The 18,840-nt window shown below is 39.7% G+C and carries 18 protein-coding genes; all 18 read left to right on the forward strand.

Annotated features, from left to right (window positions below):
* Window positions 1-323: 323 nt before the first annotated feature.
* The 18 genes from BI350_RS04420 (at window position 324) to BI350_RS04500 (ending at window position 18,780) form a co-directional block, all read left to right on the forward strand.
* A complete protein-coding gene (locus BI350_RS04420; RefSeq protein ID WP_075527011.1) occupies window positions 324-1,073 on the forward strand; it encodes an ABC transporter ATP-binding protein in 750 nt (249 codons plus the stop codon).
* Window positions 1,057-2,259: an ABC transporter permease gene (locus BI350_RS04425; RefSeq protein ID WP_075527012.1), complete on the forward strand. Its 1,203-nt coding sequence runs from the start codon at window positions 1,057-1,059 to the stop codon at window positions 2,257-2,259. The genes BI350_RS04420 and BI350_RS04425 overlap by 17 nt, the downstream gene beginning before the upstream one ends.
* Before the next feature lie 128 nt (window positions 2,260-2,387).
* The gene (locus BI350_RS04430) at window positions 2,388-2,624 is read left to right on the forward strand and encodes an IDEAL domain-containing protein (protein WP_075527013.1); all 237 of its coding nucleotides are present in this window, start codon (window positions 2,388-2,390) and stop codon (window positions 2,622-2,624) included.
* Between the two features lie 119 nt (window positions 2,625-2,743).
* Window positions 2,744-4,744: an excinuclease ABC subunit UvrB gene (gene uvrB, locus BI350_RS04435; protein WP_075527014.1), complete on the forward strand. Its 2,001-nt coding sequence runs from the start codon at window positions 2,744-2,746 to the stop codon at window positions 4,742-4,744.
* Window positions 4,745-4,750: 6 nt separating this feature from the next.
* The gene (gene uvrA, locus BI350_RS04440) at window positions 4,751-7,624 is read left to right on the forward strand and encodes an excinuclease ABC subunit UvrA (RefSeq protein ID WP_075527015.1); all 2,874 of its coding nucleotides are present in this window, start codon (window positions 4,751-4,753) and stop codon (window positions 7,622-7,624) included.
* 67 nt (window positions 7,625-7,691) lie between these two features.
* Window positions 7,692-9,005 (forward strand): DUF4097 family beta strand repeat-containing protein, encoded by a 1,314-nt coding sequence (locus BI350_RS04445; RefSeq protein WP_075527016.1) that lies wholly within the window; start codon window positions 7,692-7,694, stop codon window positions 9,003-9,005.
* Window positions 9,006-9,078: 73 nt separating this feature from the next.
* Window positions 9,079-9,225, forward strand: a complete 147-nt coding sequence (locus BI350_RS16865) for a hypothetical protein (protein ID WP_155767472.1) — start codon at window positions 9,079-9,081, stop codon at window positions 9,223-9,225.
* A gap of 30 nt (window positions 9,226-9,255) precedes the next feature.
* Window positions 9,256-10,206, forward strand: coding sequence for an HPr(Ser) kinase/phosphatase (gene hprK / locus BI350_RS04450; RefSeq protein ID WP_075527017.1), 951 nt, complete (start codon window positions 9,256-9,258; stop codon window positions 10,204-10,206).
* Between the two features lies 1 nt (window position 10,207).
* Window positions 10,208-11,014: a prolipoprotein diacylglyceryl transferase gene (gene lgt, locus BI350_RS04455; protein WP_075527018.1), complete on the forward strand. Its 807-nt coding sequence runs from the start codon at window positions 10,208-10,210 to the stop codon at window positions 11,012-11,014.
* Between the two features lie 17 nt (window positions 11,015-11,031).
* On the forward strand, window positions 11,032-11,685 hold the full coding sequence (ppaX, locus tag BI350_RS04460) for a pyrophosphatase PpaX (RefSeq protein WP_075527019.1): 654 nt from the start codon (window positions 11,032-11,034) through the stop codon (window positions 11,683-11,685).
* The gene (locus BI350_RS04465) at window positions 11,682-12,206 is read left to right on the forward strand and encodes an acyltransferase (RefSeq protein WP_075527020.1); all 525 of its coding nucleotides are present in this window, start codon (window positions 11,682-11,684) and stop codon (window positions 12,204-12,206) included. Before ppaX ends, BI350_RS04465 begins: the two co-directional genes overlap by 4 nt.
* A 103-nt stretch (window positions 12,207-12,309) precedes the next feature.
* Window positions 12,310-13,824, forward strand: coding sequence for a tetratricopeptide repeat protein (locus BI350_RS04470; protein WP_075527021.1), 1,515 nt, complete (start codon window positions 12,310-12,312; stop codon window positions 13,822-13,824).
* A 116-nt stretch (window positions 13,825-13,940) separates the two neighbouring features.
* Window positions 13,941-14,891: a thioredoxin-disulfide reductase gene (trxB, locus tag BI350_RS04475; RefSeq protein WP_075527022.1), complete on the forward strand. Its 951-nt coding sequence runs from the start codon at window positions 13,941-13,943 to the stop codon at window positions 14,889-14,891.
* A 281-nt stretch (window positions 14,892-15,172) separates the two neighbouring features.
* Window positions 15,173-15,646: an NUDIX domain-containing protein gene (locus BI350_RS04480; RefSeq protein WP_075527023.1), complete on the forward strand. Its 474-nt coding sequence runs from the start codon at window positions 15,173-15,175 to the stop codon at window positions 15,644-15,646.
* Between the two features lie 60 nt (window positions 15,647-15,706).
* Window positions 15,707-16,543 carry an RNase adapter RapZ gene (gene rapZ / locus BI350_RS04485; RefSeq protein WP_075529232.1) on the forward strand — a complete coding sequence of 279 codons (837 nt, stop codon included), beginning with the start codon at window positions 15,707-15,709 and terminating at the stop codon, window positions 16,541-16,543.
* 4 nt (window positions 16,544-16,547) lie between these two features.
* A complete protein-coding gene (locus tag BI350_RS04490) occupies window positions 16,548-17,519 on the forward strand; it encodes a gluconeogenesis factor YvcK family protein (RefSeq protein ID WP_075527024.1) in 972 nt (323 codons plus the stop codon).
* Between the two features lie 25 nt (window positions 17,520-17,544).
* A complete protein-coding gene (whiA, locus tag BI350_RS04495) occupies window positions 17,545-18,492 on the forward strand; it encodes a DNA-binding protein WhiA (RefSeq protein WP_075527025.1) in 948 nt (315 codons plus the stop codon).
* A 30-nt stretch (window positions 18,493-18,522) separates the two neighbouring features.
* A complete protein-coding gene (locus tag BI350_RS04500; RefSeq protein WP_075527026.1) occupies window positions 18,523-18,780 on the forward strand; it encodes an HPr family phosphocarrier protein in 258 nt (85 codons plus the stop codon).
* The last annotated feature ends 60 nt before the right edge of the window (window positions 18,781-18,840 follow it).

The raw sequence follows: 18,840 nt of genomic DNA on the forward strand, positions 1-18,840 counted from the left end.
AATGGTGATGTAATCCAATTCATAATTACTTGAGTCAATTGCATAATTTCCTAAAATCGCTAAGCTGATACAATATATATTTGAGAACTGTTTAACTTAACTACGCAGCGAAAAGATTGGATTATGAAATTGACTAACTTACTTTATGTAACAAAACGGAATGATACTTTCTTGCAGTTTGTCATTAATGTAGAGTTGCCCGTTGATTGGAGCCGTTAGGAATTTAGTGTAGTAAGGTTAATTATGGAATTGGTTCGATGATCAAAAGAAAGTAATCGTTTATTATTTTTGGTAGGATATAAAGAAGAATGGAGGATTTGGACATGCCAATTGTAAAATTAGACAATGTAACAGGCGGTTATACACGAAAGCCAGTATTACACGACTTATCATTTGAAATTAACGAAGGAGAGCTTGTAGGACTGATCGGTTTGAATGGAGCCGGAAAAAGTACGACGATTAAACATATTATCGGGTTGATGAACCCGCATAGCGGTGAGATTCAAGTGAATGGCGTAACGTTCAATGAAGACCCGGAAAAGTATCGACAGTCTTTTTCATACATTCCAGAAACCCCAATTCTATATGAAGAATTGACACTCAGAGAACATCTTGAACTGACCGCAATGGCGTATGGACTAGATAAGGAATCATTTGAAGCACGGTCTGAGGCTTTATTGAAAGAATTTATGATGGAAAAAAGGTTGCGTTGGTTCCCAGCTCATTTTTCTAAAGGAATGCGCCAAAAAGTAATGATTATGTGTGCGTTTCTAGTGAATCCATCCCTCTATATTATTGATGAACCGTTTGTAGGGTTAGATCCGATTGGAATTAAATCGCTCTTGGAACAGATGTCCTCGCGTAAAAAAGAAGGGGCGTCTGTGCTCATGTCAACACATATTTTATCTACCGCGGAAAGATATTGTGACAGAATCATTTTATTGCATGAAGGAAGGGTGCGCGCACAAGGGACGATGGACGAGCTGCGGGCGGCTTTTGGGAAGCCTAGCGCGTCTCTAGACGATTTATATATTGCAATGACTGAGGACGATGCCAATGAACAATTTTCGTGAAATGTGGGGCGCCCGGTTTTTTGACTATATGCGTGAATTTCAAAAGTACATGCAATATATTTTTACGGGACACTTAGCAATTGTACTTGTTTTTACGATAGGTGCCGGCGGTTATGCATATAGTGAATGGTTGAAAGAAGTGTCGGTCGATTTTCCTGCGGCTATTTTAACAGCTCTCGTCATTAGCGGAGCACTCGTTTATTCACCACCAGTTACGTTGTTAAAGCCGGCTGATATCGTATTCTTCTTACCGTTAGAAACGCAACTTCCACACTATTTAGGGAAAGCACTCAAATGGTCAACATTTTCTCAAATCCCATTGCCGTTAGTATTGTACATCGTTGCGTTGCCATTGCTTTCGGCAACGGAGACTGCAACGGGGGCTGTTCTTCTATGGTTGGCAGTATTTATCGTGGTGTTGAAATGGCTTTTTGTTGAAACAGAGTTTTCGGTGCACTATGCCCGAGCGGGAGTGGGTGTATGGACTGATAGGCTGATTCGGTTTGTAATTGCTACCGTTTTTATTTATTTATGGTTAAGCCCTTATTTGTATTTGATTTTAATTCCGGCAGTCGTAATGGGAATCTATATGGCCTATTGGCGTAAGCAAAAAATGCAAAAACCATTTCCGTATGACCATTTCATTACATTAGAGCAAAATCGCATGATGCGATTTTATCGATTTGCCAATTATTTTACCGATGTACCTCATTTAAAAGGAGCGATTAGCCGGAGAAGATGGCTCGGGTTTATGATGCAATCACCGACATTTGGCCGAACGAAATCACAACAATTTCTTATCCGTCGAACTTTTTTCCGAACAGATGATATATTTTGGCTTTGGGTTCGATTAACTGTTATAGCAATGTTCGGGACTTATTTCATTTCAATCCCAATCGCTTTACTTATTTTCGTGGGCGCCCTTGCATTCGCTTCATCGATTCAGCTTATTTATGCATTACGTTCGGGCGATGAATTTCGTATGGATATGTTATTTCCAGAACCGCCGATTGCTAGACGGAGCGCAATTCAACAAACGGTTCGTGGTGTCCAATGGATTCAAGCGCTATTTATTATGATGATTGGCTTATTCGCTTTTGGATGGTCTATGACGGTTGTCATGCTCTTTTTAATCATTATCATTGTGTCAGAATTTACGATTCGTTCGACAAAAGAAAAAGAATAAGTCTTTTCTTTCCATGTTTAGTTAATTGATTGAAAGAATTAATTTAATTAAATAGAACATTCTAAAAAACCTTGCAACTTGAAAGCATTTTTATATATAATAATAAAAAGGCATCAGGGGTGAGTTGAATGGAGAAGAAATATTCATATGCCGAATTCATGAAAGTCGTTGGTAGAAATCGATCATCCGTCTACGCTGAAAAACTGTTGAACGAAATTTACATGGACATGTTTTTGAATCGTCTTCACCGTGAACAAACTAGAGGAAGAATTGTAAAATTAATTGATGATGCACTTGATCATCGAGATGAACAGAAGTTCCATTTGTATGCGGAAAAGTTATCCGATTTTAGGGAAGTAAAATAAAAGAAAAAACGCTGCTATAAGGGAAATAGCAGCGTTTTTTCGTGTAGCAATTCGTTCTGAAACGTACGTTCTCTTTTTGCTCGTTTTAAATAGGGGAATGTGATAAAATACAACTACTTATGATTTGGAGGGATTGCCGAGTGGAAAATTTTAATTTGCAAGCTCCATATTCTCCTGCTGGAGATCAACCAGTGGCGATTCAACAATTGATTGAAGGGGTTAATCGTGGAGAAAGACACCAAACATTACTTGGTGCGACGGGGACAGGAAAAACATTTACGGTCTCGAATGTTGTAAAAGAAATTAATAAACCGACCTTAGTGATGGCACATAACAAAACATTGGCAGGCCAATTGTATAGTGAATTTAAAGAATTTTTTCCAAATAACGCTGTAGAATATTTCGTCAGTTATTATGATTATTTTCAACCAGAAGCTTATGTTGCGCATACAGATACGTATATCGAAAAAGACGCAAGTGTGAATGATGAAATTGATAAGTTGCGACACTCAGCAACATCGGCTTTATTTGAAAGAAATGATGTGCTTATCGTTGCCTCGGTATCGTGCATTTATGGGCTTGGTTCACCAAAGGAATATCGGGATATGGTCGTATCGATTCGGAAGGGAATGGAAATTGGCCGGGATGAATTACTACGAAAATTTGTTGGCATTCAATACTCGCGTAATGATTTAAATTTTACGCGCGGCACATTTCGCGTACGTGGTGATGTTGTGGAGTTGTTTCCTGCATCACGAGATGAACGTTGTATGCGCATTGAATTTTTTGGCGATGAAATAGACCGCATTCGTGAAGTTGATGCGTTAACAGGAGAAGTCATCGGCGACAGGGAACATGTTGCTGTTTTCCCGGCTTCCCACTTCGTCACAGGTGAAGAGAAAATGTTACAAGCAATTCAAAATATTGAAGTAGAATTAGATGAGCAATTAGCGAAAATGAAAAGTGAAAATAAGTTACTCGAAGCACAGCGATTAGAACAACGTACGCGCTATGACTTGGAGATGATGAAAGAAATGGGCTTTTGCTCGGGGATTGAAAACTACTCGCGGCACTTAACGCTGAGACCCCCAGGCGCTGCACCATACACGTTAATTGACTACTTCCCGGACGACTTCCTCCTAGTTGTCGATGAAAGTCATGTCACATTGCCACAAGTGCGTGGGATGTTTAATGGAGACCAAGCGAGAAAGCAAGTGTTAGTCGATCACGGTTTTCGTCTACCGTCAGCGTTAGATAACCGCCCGCTTCGTTTTGAGGAATTTGAGGAACTAATTCGTGAAGCGATTTACGTGTCCGCCACGCCGGGACCATATGAAATTGAACACACACCGAAAATGATTGAACAAATTATTCGTCCGACAGGTTTATTAGATCCAACAATAGATGTTCGGCCAATTGAAGGACAAATTGATGATTTGTTGCATGAAATTAATTTGCGAATTGAAAGAAATGAACGCGTACTCATTACCACGTTAACGAAGAAAATGTCTGAAGATTTAACGGATTATTTAAAAGAAATCGGGATAAAAGTGCAATATCTTCATTCTGAAATAAAAACCTTAGAAAGAATAGAAATTATTAGAGAGTTAAGACTTGGTACGTATGACGTTCTTGTAGGCATTAATTTACTTAGAGAGGGTATTGATATTCCAGAAGTATCCCTCGTTGCGATTCTCGATGCGGATAAAGAAGGGTTTCTACGTTCGGAACGTTCGTTAATTCAAACGATTGGACGAGCAGCTAGAAATTCAGAAGGGCATGTCATTATGTATGCCGATCGCATGACGGATTCGATGACAAAAGCCATTAGTGAAACGGAAAGACGTCGTGAAATTCAAGAGGCTTACAATGAAAAGCATGGGATTACGCCGCAAACGATTAGGAAAGAGATTCATGAAGTAATTCGTGCTACGGAAGTCGCGGAAGAACGGGAAACGTATCTTGATAAAATCACACATGGTAAGAAATTAACGACAGAAGAGAAAGAATCTATGTTACTGGTTCTTGAAAAAGAAATGAAAGACGCGGCGAAAGATTTACAATTCGAATTGGCCGCTCAGTTAAGGGATGCCATTTTGGAGTTGAAGGCAGAAAGGTAGAGAGTGATGAAAAACAAGGAAATTGTTATACAAGGAGCAAGGGCGCATAATTTAAAAAATATTGACGTCAATATTCCCCGCGATGAACTGGTCGTTGTGACTGGTTTATCGGGTTCGGGAAAGTCATCCCTTGCATTTGATACGATTTACGCGGAAGGTCAACGACGGTATGTTGAATCCCTTTCCGCTTATGCACGTCAGTTTTTAGGGCAGATGGATAAGCCAGATGTCGATGTGATCGAAGGGTTATCGCCAGCGATTTCAATCGATCAGAAAACGACGAGTCGAAATCCTCGTTCGACTGTTGGAACAGTAACGGAGATTTACGATTATTTACGCCTGCTTTATGCACGCATCGGAAAGCCGGTTTGTCCGAAGCACGGTATTGAAATTACTTCCCAAACGATTCAACAAATGGTTGACCGTTTAATGGAATTACCGGAACGAACACGAATTCAAGTACTTTCGCCTATTGTGAAAGGAAGAAAAGGAACGCATGCTAAACTATTTGAAGACATTCGAAAAGAAGGCTATGTGCGCGTTCGTGTTAACGGTGAAACGTATGACCTAGACGATAATATAGAGTTGAATAAAAATAAAAATCATACAATTGAAGTTGTAATAGATAGAATTGTTATTAAAGAGGACATTGCAGGTCGTTTAAGTGATTCTTTAGAGTCAGCACTCCGCTTGGCAGAAGGCACTGTGCTTATCGATGTGATTGATGGTGAGGAATTGCTGTTTAGTGAACATCATGCTTGCCCGATGTGTGGTTTTTCGATAGGTGAATTAGAACCACGCATGTTTTCATTTAATAGCCCATTCGGTGCTTGTGGGGAATGTGATGGTCTCGGTACGAAGTTAGAAGTAGATCCATTACTCGTCATACCAGACGATTCTTTATCACTGACAGAACATGCGATTGCACCGTGGGAACCAACAAGTTCACAATATTATCCTGAACTACTGAAAACGGTTGCGAATCATTATGGCATTGCGATGGATGTCCCAATCAGTGAAATTCCAAACGATCAGTTAAATAAAATTTTACACGGTTCAGGTAATGAAACAATTCGTTTTCAGTATACAAATGAATTTGGCGGTACACGAGATAGTGATATTTATTTTGAAGGCGTGTTATCGAATATCGCACGCCGCTACCGAGATACATCTTCAGATTATGTCCGTGATCAAATGGAAAAGTATATGGCACAGCGACCATGTCCTACCTGTAAGGGATACCGCCTAAAAGAAGAGTCGTTAGCAGTGAAAGTGAATGATGTTCATATCGGGCAAGTGACGGAACGTTCGATTGTAGAAGCGGATGACTTTTTCAAAACATTGAACCTATCCGAAAAAGACCGTCAAATTGCTGAATTAATATTAAGAGAAATTGAAGAACGTCTCGGCTTTCTGATTAACGTAGGATTAGATTATTTAACTCTATCGAGAGCTGCCGGAACACTTTCGGGTGGGGAAGCCCAGCGAATCCGATTGGCGACCCAGATTGGTTCTAGGTTAACAGGCGTCCTCTATATTTTAGACGAACCTTCAATTGGACTTCATCAACGCGATAATGATCGACTGATCTCTACTTTAAAAAATATGAGAGATATCGGGAATACGCTTATCGTTGTTGAACATGATGAAGATACGATGCTAGCAGCTGATTACTTGATTGATATGGGGCCAGGTGCTGGTGCGGCAGGTGGAACGGTGGTATCAGCTGGTACACCAGATGAAGTCATGAATGACCCGGATTCCTTAACGGGTGATTATTTAAGTGGTAAGAAGTTTATCTCACTGCCACTTGAAAGACGTCCCGCAGATGGCCGGAAAATAACCATTAAAGGTGCTGCAGAAAACAACCTGAAAAAGGTCAATGTAGACATACCGCTAGGACAATTTATTGCGGTGACCGGTGTTTCAGGCTCAGGGAAAAGTACGCTTGTCAATGAAGTGCTTTATAAAACGTTAGCCCAAAAGTTAAACCGCGCAAAACTACTACCCGGGAAACATAAATCCATTACTGGATTGGAAGAACTTGAAAAAGTCATTGAAATTGACCAATCCCCAATCGGGCGGACGCCGAGGTCAAATCCTGCGACTTATACAAGTATGTTTGATGATGTAAGAGATGTCTTTGCCGCGACGAATGAAGCGAAAGTACGCGGCTATAAAAAGGGACGCTTTAGTTTTAACGTAAAAGGCGGCAGATGTGAGGCTTGCCGTGGGGATGGCATCATTAAAATCGAAATGCACTTTTTGCCAGACGTTTATGTCCCATGCGAAATCTGTCACGGCAAACGATATAATCGAGAAACATTGGAAGTACGTTATAAAGGAAAAAATATTGCAGATGTCTTAAGCATGACTGTGGAAGATGCACTCATCTTTTTTGAGAATATCCCGAGAATTCATCGGAAGTTGCAAACAATTGTAGACGTAGGGCTCGGTTATATTAAACTTGGCCAGCCTGCGACGACATTATCTGGTGGGGAAGCGCAGCGTGTCAAACTTGCTTCTGAATTGCATAAACGTTCAAACGGTAAATCTATTTATATTTTAGATGAACCAACGACCGGACTGCATGCACATGACATTGCGAAATTACTCATTGTCCTCCAACGGCTTGTTGACACCGGAAATACTGTGTTAGTCATTGAACATAATTTAGATGTCATTAAAACTGTGGACCATATTATTGATCTTGGACCAGAAGGCGGTGACAAAGGTGGTCAAGTGATTGCTACAGGTACACCAGAGGAAGTAGCAAAAGTTGAGAAGTCGTATACTGGAAATTATTTGAGGCCGATACTAGCGCGTGATCGCCAGCGGATGAAACATGTGATTAAAGATGCTGAAACAGTAGCAGATTGAAACTTTTTGTATCTGAAGTCGTATATATACTACTAACTTGAGGAAACTCAAACTAGGAGGATGAACGATGCAGGAGAAAAGAAAACGGATTTTGACAATGTTAGAGAATGGCACAATTTCAATGGACGAAGCACTTACGTTACTTGAAAATTTAAGTACAGAAAATCAAGATGAGCAACAGAACCAAGGTGAGCAACATAGCCAAGATGAGCAACAGAACCAAGGTGAGGAACAGAGCCAAGACGAGCAGGAAAACCAAGGTGGGCAACAAAACCAAGATCAGCAACAACAAAACCAGCCTTCAATTAGCAAAAAAGCTAAAGAACAGGAAACAACTGAACAAGCCCACGAGCCAGAGAAATCCCGTGAGTCAAAACAATCCGCCTTTGATCAGAAAGATAACGAATCAGATAAACAAGAAAAAGAACACCCATCCGCGGATGAGTTTCTTGATGATTTGCGGAAAGACTTTTCAAATGTAGGCGAGCGATTTATGCAGTTTATGCAAACAGCTGTTCAAAAGGTGAAGGAATTTGATTTAGATGCTCCTTTTGGAAAATCTGTTATTTTCAGCCATTCGGTCACCAAGGATGCCAAGGACATTGAAGAGATTTTAATGCATATCGACAATGGGAAAGTGACTGTTCATAGTAGCGATGAACAAGAGATTCGTGCAGAATTTACGGTGAAAGCCTATCATCATGAATCTGAGGAAACGGCTAAAAAAGATTTCCTAGAAAAGATCTTATTTGTTTTAGATGAAAATAAATTAAGAGTATCTAGCGATATGAAAATGATGCAAGTGAACCTTAATTTATATATCCCAGGTAAGCAATACAAAAAAATGTCAGTTCGTCTTATGAATGGTTCCTTCAAAATGAAAAATATAGAATCTGATTCCATTCGGGTAAAAACGGCCAATGGTAAAATTGAAGCTTCCCAGTTAATATTTACGCAGGCTGAATTTGAAACTGCCAATGGTGTCATTCGATTAAATGAATTGACGGGCGAAACGATAGATGCAGAAACGTTAAATGGCCGGGTTTATATAGACGGCGAATTAAAAGAAGTAGAAGCTCAATCGTTAAATGGCCATGTCGTGGTGACGACAACAAGCGATGAAGCAGAGAAGATTGAAGCGAAAACGATGAGTGGTTCGATAGAATTGTATATTCCATCCACCATTCCAATTTCAGGAGAAATTGCATCAAACATTGGAAAGCTAGATTTAGAATTACAGGACATCGAACGAACATCTGAACAAGATCATTTGCTTCAACGAACGATTCGATTTACTAAAGAAGTGGCAGATAGTAAGAAAAAACTTCATTTATTCGGTGAAGCTAAGACAGGCTCCGTTCTCGTTCGATACAATCCTTAATGAATAGGTTAGGTTACGATTCATAAAAAATCTCCCGCTTTGAAAAATGAAATGAGAGCGGGAGATTTTTATTATGTCGCGAAGACATTATGGCGTTTTTGTAGTATATCCAGAAATTGATGAACTTATTGATGAAAGCTTTTGTAGCAATGCTGATACTGTAATCATAACTTTTTCGAGCGGTCTTCTTTCGGAATCGTGGTACGATGAAGTATATTAAAAGGGACAACTTATAAAGGTGGTAGTTTCAATGGCAAGTGTAACAGTAGCAGATGTACAACATGCGTTAGAACTAGAACTTCGCGCAGGCGGTACAGGGCTTAAACGAAATATATATAAAAGCGACATTTCTAGACCTGGGCTTGAAATGGCAGGGTATTTTAATTTTTATCCTGCAGAACGTGTGCAGTTGCTTGGTAAGACAGAATTGTCTTTCTTTGCGTCATTGGAAAAAGAAGAGAAAATTGACCGAATGAAAAGATTATGTTCTGAGAATACGCCGGCGGTCATCGTTGCACATAGAATGGAAGTTCCTGAGGAGTTAATTCAGGAAGCTGAAAAGGTAGGAATACCAGTTTTACAGACAGAAGTGCCGACGACGCGATTTTCTGGAATGTTGACGAATTTTTTAGAGGGTAAATTGGCACCCATGACATCGATGCATGGCGTGCTTGTAGATGTTTACGGGATAGGGGTGTTAATTACAGGGAAAAGTGGTGTTGGTAAAAGTGAGACGGCGCTTGAACTTGTAAAACGTGGGCATCGTCTCGTCGCGGATGACCTAGTTGAAATTAGAGAAGTATCGAAAAATGTATTAATTGGAAATGCGCCCAAGCTTATTGAACATATGTTAGAAATTCGCGGTGTAGGGATTATCGACATTATGAATTTATTTGGCGCAAGTGCCGTGAAAAGTGATAAAAGAATATTAATTGTGATTGATTTAGAACTATGGGACGAGGATAAAGTATACGATCGTCTCGGCCTGGACGAGAAGAAAATAAAAATTATGGATACCGAATTGACAAAATTGACTGTTCCGGTTCGACCTGGAAGAAGCTTGTCTGTCATTATTGAAGTAGCGGCCATGGATTATCGGATGAAGCGCCTCGGGATTAATGCGGCTAAAGAGTTTTCTGATAGATTGGAGCAAGCGATTAGTGAAGGCCCGGGTGAAGATCTAACAGAGGAGACGAAGTAATATGTTTAATTTGCTTACAATTGACCCTGTAGCCTTTTCTCTCTTTGGCCTTGAGATTCGTTGGTATGGAATTATCATTGCCACAGGCATTGTGTTGGCCTTCTTGGTTGTACAGCGTGAGATGGTCAAACGGGGCATGCATCCGGACTTTTTAACGGATTTACTTCTATGGGCGGTGCCGTTATCTATAGTGAGTGCGAGAATTTATTATGTGATTTTCACATGGGATAACTATAAAGACCATCCAATTGATGCGATTAAAGTCTGGGAAGGCGGCATCGCGATACACGGTGCGTTAATCGGTGCATTTATAACGACTTATGTATTTACGAAGTTACGTGGGATTTCCTTTTGGAAGACTGTCGACATCGCGGCGCCTGGACTACTCATTGGACAAATTATCGGGAGATGGGGGAATTTTATGAATCAGGAAGCGCACGGCGGTCCTGTTTCGGACCATTTCCTAGAAACAACGATTATCCCCGATTGGATCATGAATCAAATGACAATTAATGGTGTAACGTATCATCCGACGTTTTTATATGAATCGCTTTGGAATTTGGTTGGGCTCGTGATCATTTTATTATTACGACGCGTTGCTTTAAAACGTGGTGAACTGTTTTTATTTTACCTCACTTGGTATTCAATCGGACGTTACTTCATAGAAGGCATGCGTACGGATAGTTTGTACGGCGGAGTCTTACGTGCGGCGCAAGTTGTTTCAATTGTGACGATTGTGGTGGCGGTTGTCTTATTTATCATCAGAAGATATGTAACAAAAGTAAATAAAAATTATCAAGATGAATAGAAGTTAGGAGATATACAATGACTAAAAAAATTACGACATTATTGTTTGATTTTGATGGAACTTTATTGGATACGAATGAGTTAATTATTCGGACATTCGGGCATGTATTGAATAAACATTATCCAGGACAGTATGGCAGAGAAGAGATTTTACCTTTTTTAGGCCCTACATTACATGAAACATTCGGTTCGATTAACCCGGAAAAGACTGAACAGCTTGTCAGTGAATATCGTGAATGGAATATCGCCAATCATGATGAACTGTCAAAGGAATTTGACGGTGTATCTGAGACGCTTCGTTTACTAAAAGCTGAAGGGTATAAAATGGCAATCGTGTCGACGAAGAAAAATAATATGGTACATAAAGGATTAGACCTGTTAGAGGCGGGCAATGTTTTTGATACGGTTATCGGACTTGATGATGTGTCAAAACCGAAACCAGATCCTGAGCCGATCTTGCTGGCGCTAGAACGACTAGGTGCGGACAGGGAAGAAGCATTGATGATAGGTGACAATTACCACGACATTGTAGGCGGGCAGAATGCTGGTGTGCAAACGGCTGGTGTAGCTTGGTCGGTAAAAGGTGAGGATTTCTTACAAGAGTATAACCCGGACTATATGTTACAACATATTAGTGATTTACTTCCTCTTCTAAAGGGAGAACAAGGATGAGAAGGACGGAGCGATACCGTGCAAAAGGCGGTGCAAATTCGCTTTGGCATATTTATCGAACAGTACCGTTTTGGAAAGTGGCAAAAAACTTCGCAATCATTCAATTATCGCGCTATACCCCATTTATTCCTGTTAAGAATTTTTTGTTTCGAACGTTTTTGAGAATGAAAATTGGGGAGAAAACTTCGTTTGCGTTAATGGTCATGCCCGATGTCATGTTCCCTGAACGAATCACTGTAGGTGATAATTCAATTATCGGCTATAATACAACAATTCTTGCGCATGAATATTTAATTGATGAATATAGGATTGGTGACGTCGTAATTGGGGAAAACGTATTAATAGGCGCGAATACAACCATCTTGCCAGGCGTACAAATTGGTGACAATGCGATTGTTTCAGCAGCAACACTCGTGAACCGAGATATTCCACCGGGCGTCTTTGCTGGTGGTAACCCCGTTCGAATTATTTATACGAAAGAAGAAATGGAGAAACGTCACGAACAATTTTCACTTGAATAAATTAGTTTGAGATGATTCGAATTCACTTGCTGTATGCTATACTAAGCATAATGAATAGAAGGATGGCAAAGATTCATCCTTCTTATGTTTCGGGGGAATTTGATTGAATAAGAAGCGAGTTTCAGAAAATAGGAAAGTTATATCGTTCATCCCAGACGGTGAATTTTATTATAAAAAAGCGATTCAAGCGATGCAACGAGACAGTTTTGAAGAGGCGCATAAATATTTGAAGCGGGCCACAGAGCTGAGTCCAGAAGATCCGTTAATTCTAATGCAATATGGTGTGCTCGTCATGGAAGAAGGACGCTTTCACGATGCACAAGAAATTTTACAACAAGCCTATACGTTAGATACGAATGCGTCAGAAATAGTATTTTATTTGGCGGAAGTTCATGCACATCTCGGACTTTTATCAGAAGCTAAGGCATACGCTGAAAAATATTTATTGATGGATGTTAGTGGACCGTTTAACGATGAAGCGAAAGAAATTATTGATTTCGCCGAACAAAATGAGCCGTCATTGGATGAAGAAGATAGTGAGGTCTTATTGCTTCAAGAAAAGGCACGCCGACAAATGGAAACGGGAGAATTTAAAGAAGCCATTGATTTATTAGAGGCGATTATTACAGACTATCCAGACTTTTGGGCAGCCTATAATAACTTAGCACTTGCTTACTTTTATGTTGGAAAAAAGAAGCAAGCAAATGATATTTTGCATGATGTGTTAGAACGGAACAAGGGAAATCTCCATGCATTATGTAATCTTGCAGTATTTTATTATTACGAAAAAAATGAGGAGCAATTAGCAGGGCTTCTCGAATTACTGATGAAGTTAAAGCCATACTTAGTGGAGCATCGATATAAATTAGGTGCGACGTTTGCGCTTGTTGGGAAGCATAAAGAGGCATTTTCTTTGTTACGTCAACTTCAAAAGCAAGGGTTTGAAGGAGATGCAGGTTTTTACTTCTGGCTATCTCATTCCGCATATTTTATGGGACATGAAACCATTGCTAGGAAGGCATACGCAACACTGCTCGAAATGGATCCAACAAAAGAAGGGTATGAGCCCTGGCGAGACATTGAAAAAGAGTTGTCTCCTGATACAGTGGAACAGGATCGACAGTTTTTACTTAATAAAATTCAAAACCAATATCGAAGTGAGAGAATGCTTGGATTTTATTTGCTTGGAAAATCGGCACATAAACAAGAGATACTTTCACATCCTTCCTATATAAAGATTGAAGAATTAAGTGAAGTTGAAAAGTTGTTTTTGGCGAGCGGGATTCGTAATGAGTTATTACCTGAAGGGGCTTTCGAAAAAGCTTTCACCCGTGCCCTTGAAACGACAGAACTATTGTATGAACAGTACGGACCGTTGGACTATGAATCGACACATCTATTTCAAATGTGGTTTACACTTTGCGAAAAGGCAATCAGTGTTTCGTATGAATTTCCGAATCCTGCTGCACTCGCATCTGCCGCTGATTATATGTTTCAATCCGCGAGATATTCCGGTGTGACAAAAATTGGGATGGCGAGAAAGTATGGGGTTTCAACGCCGACTTTGACGAAATATGTCAATGAACTCATTGAATTTTTACCGCATTTAAATGGTTAATCGCGTAAAAGTTCTTCGATAGGGAGCACTTGGGTAGTTGTAAGCATCAAAGTTGAATGGCTATCTTGAATCTTATAAGATTTGAGTAGATTGAACCTTGTGAGGAGGAAATTCACATGACTACGGAAAAGATTTATGACGTAATAATTGTAGGTGCTGGCCCTGCTGGTTTAACAGCGGCAGTTTATACTTCGCGTGCAAACCTTTCGACATTAATGCTTGAAAGAGGCGCACCAGGCGGACAAATGGCAACGACTGAAGATATTGAAAACTATCCAGGATTTGATCATATACTTGGACCGGATTTATCTGTTAAAATGTTTGAACACGCACGTAAATTTGGTGCAGAATATGCATTCGGTGATGTCACGGATGTTCAAGACGGCGACGATTATAAAACAATTTTCGTTGGCGAACAGCAATATAAAGCACGTACAATTATCATTACAACAGGTGCAGAATATAGAAAAATTGGCATTCCAGGTGAAGAAGAGCTTACGGGAAGCGGCGTAAGTTACTGTGCAGTCTGTGACGGTGCGTTTTTCCGTGACAAGGAAATCATCGTTGTTGGCGGAGGAGACTCAGCTGTTGAAGAAGGTGCTTATTTAACACGCTTCGCGAAAAAGGTAACAATCATTCACCGTCGTGATCAGCTACGTGCACAAAAGATTCTTCAAGACCGTGCTTTCGCGAATGAAAAAATAGAATTTATTTGGAATACAACACTAAAAGAAGTCAATGGCAAAGACGGGAAAATTGACTCGGTTACCCTAGTTTCCACTGAAGATGGTTCAGAAAGAGAATTTAAAACAGATGGCATGTTTGTCTACGTCGGAATGGATCCTCTGACAAAACCGTTCAAACATCTAGGCATTCTCGATGAAAATGGGTATATCCAGACGAATGACATTATGGAAACAGAAGTGCCAGGCATTTATGCGGCAGGAGATGTACGTGAAAAATTACTGCGTCAAATCGTCACTGCAACAGGCGACGGCAGTATTGCAGCGCAAGCCGTTCAACAATATATTGAAAAACTAAATGATCAATCCACAATCGAAGCTTAAGACAAATTAATGTAGCTTTAATGTGGTTGTAACATGAATGCAATATCAAAAGGATATACTAAAAGGGAAATATCAATTGACCCCCCTTTTGATATAGAATGATTTGAGCTATTTTCTGTCTTGTCACAGAAAATAGCTTTTTTAGTGGGAAAATTCATAGGTTACATCATGGATAAATGTCATTTAAAATAAACGAAAAGTAAATTATGCCTTTCAAATGACGAATGCTGGTTAAAATATGTATAATAGAAGGTAGTGTATATAGAAATGGTGATGGAACGATGCAACGAATCGCAAATTTATTAGTGTTAAAAGATAATCATGTTTTATTATTAAAAAAACCACGCCGCGGATGGTATGTCGCACCAGGTGGAAAAGTAAATCCGGGTGAGTCAATATATGAAGCGGCCGTAAGGGAATTTACAGAGGAAACGGGAACGACGCCGATTACTCCTCATTTAAAAGGTACTTACACAATGGTCATTCAAGATGAAAAAGAGCAGATTGTGAAAGATGAGTGGATGCTTTTTACATTTATCGCATATGATTTACAAGGCACACCGTTTGAAAAGACGATTGAAGGCGAACTGGAATGGCATCCTGTTGAAAATTTACAAACCCTTCCAATGGCTGAAGGCGATCGGACCAACTTATTGTTTGCTGTTTCAAATCAAGGCATGCAATATGGAACGTTTACGTACACAGAGCAATTCCAATTATTAAGTGAGAGAATTCAAAATTCCGAGGAAGGATGATGGGGATTGGCTGAAGTAATAAATTATAACGATGATGTAGAATTAGTTATTATTACTGGGATGTCGGGCGCAGGAAAAACAGTTGCGATGCAAAGTTTTGAAGACCTTGGATTTTATTGTATAGACAATTTACCTCCCGAGTTACTCGTAACTTTTCTAGATTTAATGATGAAGTCTGAAAATAAAATGAGACGGATTGCGGCTGTCATGGATACACGCGGCGGAGATTTATTTGATTCGCTTATTGGTGCACTCGATGAATTAAGCCGAACGAACGGCGTCTCTTGGCGTATTTTATTTTTAGATGCCGATGACGAAACACTTGTGAGACGTTATAAAGAGAGTAGACGTTCTCATCCACTTGCTGAAGGTGGACTTCCACTTACGGGGATACAAAAAGAACGTGAACTCTTATCGGAATTACGCGGACATGCGCGTTCGATTTACAATACATCTAATTTACACCCTCGAAAATTACGCGAAAAAATCATTGAGGAATTTTCTACGAAGCAAGATGCTTTATTCACTGTGAACTTTATATCATTCGGATTTAAACATGGTATGCCGATTGACGCAGACGTTGTATTTGACGTACGCTTCCTACCTAACCCATTTTATATTGAAGAGTTAAGGCCGAAAACAGGGTTGCAAAGTGAAGTGTCTGAATACGTATTAAAATGGGGCGAAACAAAACAACTCATCGAAAAGTTAACGGATTTATTTAAGTTTCTCATTCCTCAATATAAAAACGAAGGTAAATCACAAGTTGTCATTGCATTTGGTTGTACAGGAGGACAGCATCGTTCAGTAACGTTAGCTGAATTCTTTGGGGAGTATTTTCAAGAGGAATATAAAACGCTTATTACACACCGTGATATTCAGTTGAGAAAGGATTAATCCGATGATTCGTTCTAAAGAAAAGAAAGTGGTCATTTTCGGTGGCGGAACAGGGTTATCGACATTAGTCCGCGGGTTAAAGAAATTCCCGATAGACATTACTGCTGTTGTCACTGTGGCGGACGATGGTGGGAGTTCAGGGAGGCTGCTCAATGAATACGATATCCCGCCTCCCGGCGATGTTCGTAACGTAATGGCAGCATTGTCTGACGTAGAACCGCTCATCGAAAAAATGTTTCAATACAGATTTGCAAGCTCAGAAAGTTTAAAAGGGCATTCTCTTGGAAATTTAATGCTGGCTGCCTTGACAAATATTACAGGCGATTTTGCAAGAGCTGTCGAGCAAATGAGTCATATATTAAATATCAAAGGGAAAGTTCTTCCTGCTGCAAATCAAAGAATTACGTTGCATGGTGAACTGGAAGATGGCACAATTGTAACTGGCGAATCTAAAATACCCGTTTACGGAAGAAGAATTCGCCGTGTTTATTTAACACCTGAAGAAGTTCGACCTCTTCCAGAAACTGTAGAGACGATTATGAATGCAGACTTAGTTGTTTTTGGTCCAGGTAGTCTATACACAAGTATATTACCGACAATTCTTGTTAGAGATATTCGGGATGCGGTTATCTCTTGTTCAGCTAAAAAAGTGTATATTTGTAATTTAACAACGCAAGCTGGAGAGACTCTAGAATATACTGCTTCTGAGCATGTCCAAGCTTTATATGACCATGCTGGCGAAGCGTTTATCGATACAGTATTATTAAATACTGCCGATTTTACATCATTGCTTGATTGTGGCGCGTATGAAGGGCCTCCGCGGCCAGTAGAACATGATTTAGAGGAATTAAGAAAGTTAGTGCCTCATGTAGTTCAAAAAGATATCGCAGTCATGGTAGATGGCCATATTCGCCATAAATCAGAAAAAGTAGCGACTTGGCTGATGGACTATATGGAAAACACATTGAATCCTTAAGCAATAGTAGGAAGGAGGGGAAACGATGTCGTTCGCTTCAAGAACTAAAAAAGAATTGACACAAATTGAAGCAGATGAATGTTGTATACGTGCAGAAGTTGCAGCATTTATCCGCATGAATGGTGCACTTTCATTTTCCAATAAGAAATTAAGTTTAGATGCACAGACTGAAAACGCTGCCATCGCAAGGCGACTTTACTCGAATTTGAGGCGACTTTATCCTTATAAAATCGAATTGCTCGTAAGGAAAAAGATGCAATTAAAGAAAAATAACGTATATATTTGTCGAATTCGTGATGGGGCGAAACCGTTATTAAAAGACTTGCTCATCTTAACTGGAACATTTGAATTTAAAAATGAAATTTCACCAACCTTAATTGAAAAAGATTGTTGTAAACGAGCTTATTTACGGGGTGCATTTCTTGCAGGTGGTTCGGTGAATAATCCAGAAACCTCTTCCTATCATCTTGAAATTTTTTCGATTTATAGAGAACATAGTGAAGCACTCGTTGAGTTAATGAACACATATCGTTTAAACGCAAAATCAATCGAACGAAAAAATGGCTATATTGCTTACTTAAAAGAAGCAGAGAAAATTTCTGACTTTCTAGGTGTCGTCGGCGCACATGTTGGGTTGATGAAATTTGAAGATGTACGAATTATACGCGACATGAGAAATAGCGTAAATCGACTCGTTAATTGTGAGACAGCTAATTTAAACAAAACAATTGGCGCTGCCCAACGACAAGTGAATAACATCGAATTTATTCAACGAACAATAGGGCTTGATCAATTACCAGAACGTTTACAAGAGATTGCACGTTTGCGACTAGAACATCAGGATATTACACTAAAAGAACTTGGTGAACTTGTTACAGGTGTAAAAGTAAGTAAATCGGGTGTCAATCATAGATTAAGAAAAATAGAAGAAATTGCGGATAATCTCCGAACTGGAGGACTAGGAACTACATAATGCCGTGAGAATTAAAGGAGAGAGTGCCAAATGGCAGAAAGAACAGTTACAGTAAATATGAAGCCTGGTTTACAGGCAAGACAAGCAGCGTTATTTGTCCAAGAAGCAAATCGCTTTTCAGCTGATGTATTTTTAAAGAGAGATGATCGACAAGTGAATGCCAAAAGTATTATGGGCGTTATGAGTCTTGCAATTGCGAAAGGATCACAAATTACATTAATCGCGGAGGGTAATGATGAAGAACAAGCATTGGCTTCGCTTGCAGAGCTTGTTGAAAAAGAAAGTTAAAGGTATAAATAAACAGCGGATTTTTATGTGAACTGCACCCTAATTATTGGATCACTCTAA

Source organism: Sporosarcina ureilytica (assembly GCF_001753205.1).
Classification (GTDB): Bacteria; Bacillota; Bacilli; order Bacillales_A; family Planococcaceae; genus Sporosarcina; species Sporosarcina ureilytica.

Coding starts and splice junctions, on each gene's coding strand:
- lgt (WP_075527018.1), top strand. CDS start 10,208: ATGTTTAATTTGCTTACAATTGACCCTGTAGCCTTTTCTCTCTTTGGC.
- rapZ (WP_075529232.1), top strand. CDS start 15,707: ATGTCGGGCGCAGGAAAAACAGTTGCGATGCAAAGTTTTGAAGACCTT.
- BI350_RS16865 (WP_155767472.1), top strand. CDS start 9,079: ATGTCGCGAAGACATTATGGCGTTTTTGTAGTATATCCAGAAATTGAT.
- BI350_RS04420 (WP_075527011.1), top strand. CDS start 324: ATGCCAATTGTAAAATTAGACAATGTAACAGGCGGTTATACACGAAAG.
- BI350_RS04490 (WP_075527024.1), top strand. CDS start 16,548: ATGATTCGTTCTAAAGAAAAGAAAGTGGTCATTTTCGGTGGCGGAACA.
- BI350_RS04480 (WP_075527023.1), top strand. CDS start 15,173: ATGCAACGAATCGCAAATTTATTAGTGTTAAAAGATAATCATGTTTTA.
- trxB (WP_075527022.1), top strand. CDS start 13,941: ATGACTACGGAAAAGATTTATGACGTAATAATTGTAGGTGCTGGCCCT.
- uvrB (WP_075527014.1), top strand. CDS start 2,744: ATGATTTGGAGGGATTGCCGAGTGGAAAATTTTAATTTGCAAGCTCCA.
- ppaX (WP_075527019.1), top strand. CDS start 11,032: ATGACTAAAAAAATTACGACATTATTGTTTGATTTTGATGGAACTTTA.
- BI350_RS04445 (WP_075527016.1), top strand. CDS start 7,692: ATGCAGGAGAAAAGAAAACGGATTTTGACAATGTTAGAGAATGGCACA.
- BI350_RS04425 (WP_075527012.1), top strand. CDS start 1,057: ATGAACAATTTTCGTGAAATGTGGGGCGCCCGGTTTTTTGACTATATG.
- whiA (WP_075527025.1), top strand. CDS start 17,545: ATGTCGTTCGCTTCAAGAACTAAAAAAGAATTGACACAAATTGAAGCA.
- hprK (WP_075527017.1), top strand. CDS start 9,256: ATGGCAAGTGTAACAGTAGCAGATGTACAACATGCGTTAGAACTAGAA.
- BI350_RS04430 (WP_075527013.1), top strand. CDS start 2,388: ATGGAGAAGAAATATTCATATGCCGAATTCATGAAAGTCGTTGGTAGA.
- BI350_RS04500 (WP_075527026.1), top strand. CDS start 18,523: ATGGCAGAAAGAACAGTTACAGTAAATATGAAGCCTGGTTTACAGGCA.
- uvrA (WP_075527015.1), top strand. CDS start 4,751: ATGAAAAACAAGGAAATTGTTATACAAGGAGCAAGGGCGCATAATTTA.
- BI350_RS04465 (WP_075527020.1), top strand. CDS start 11,682: ATGAGAAGGACGGAGCGATACCGTGCAAAAGGCGGTGCAAATTCGCTT.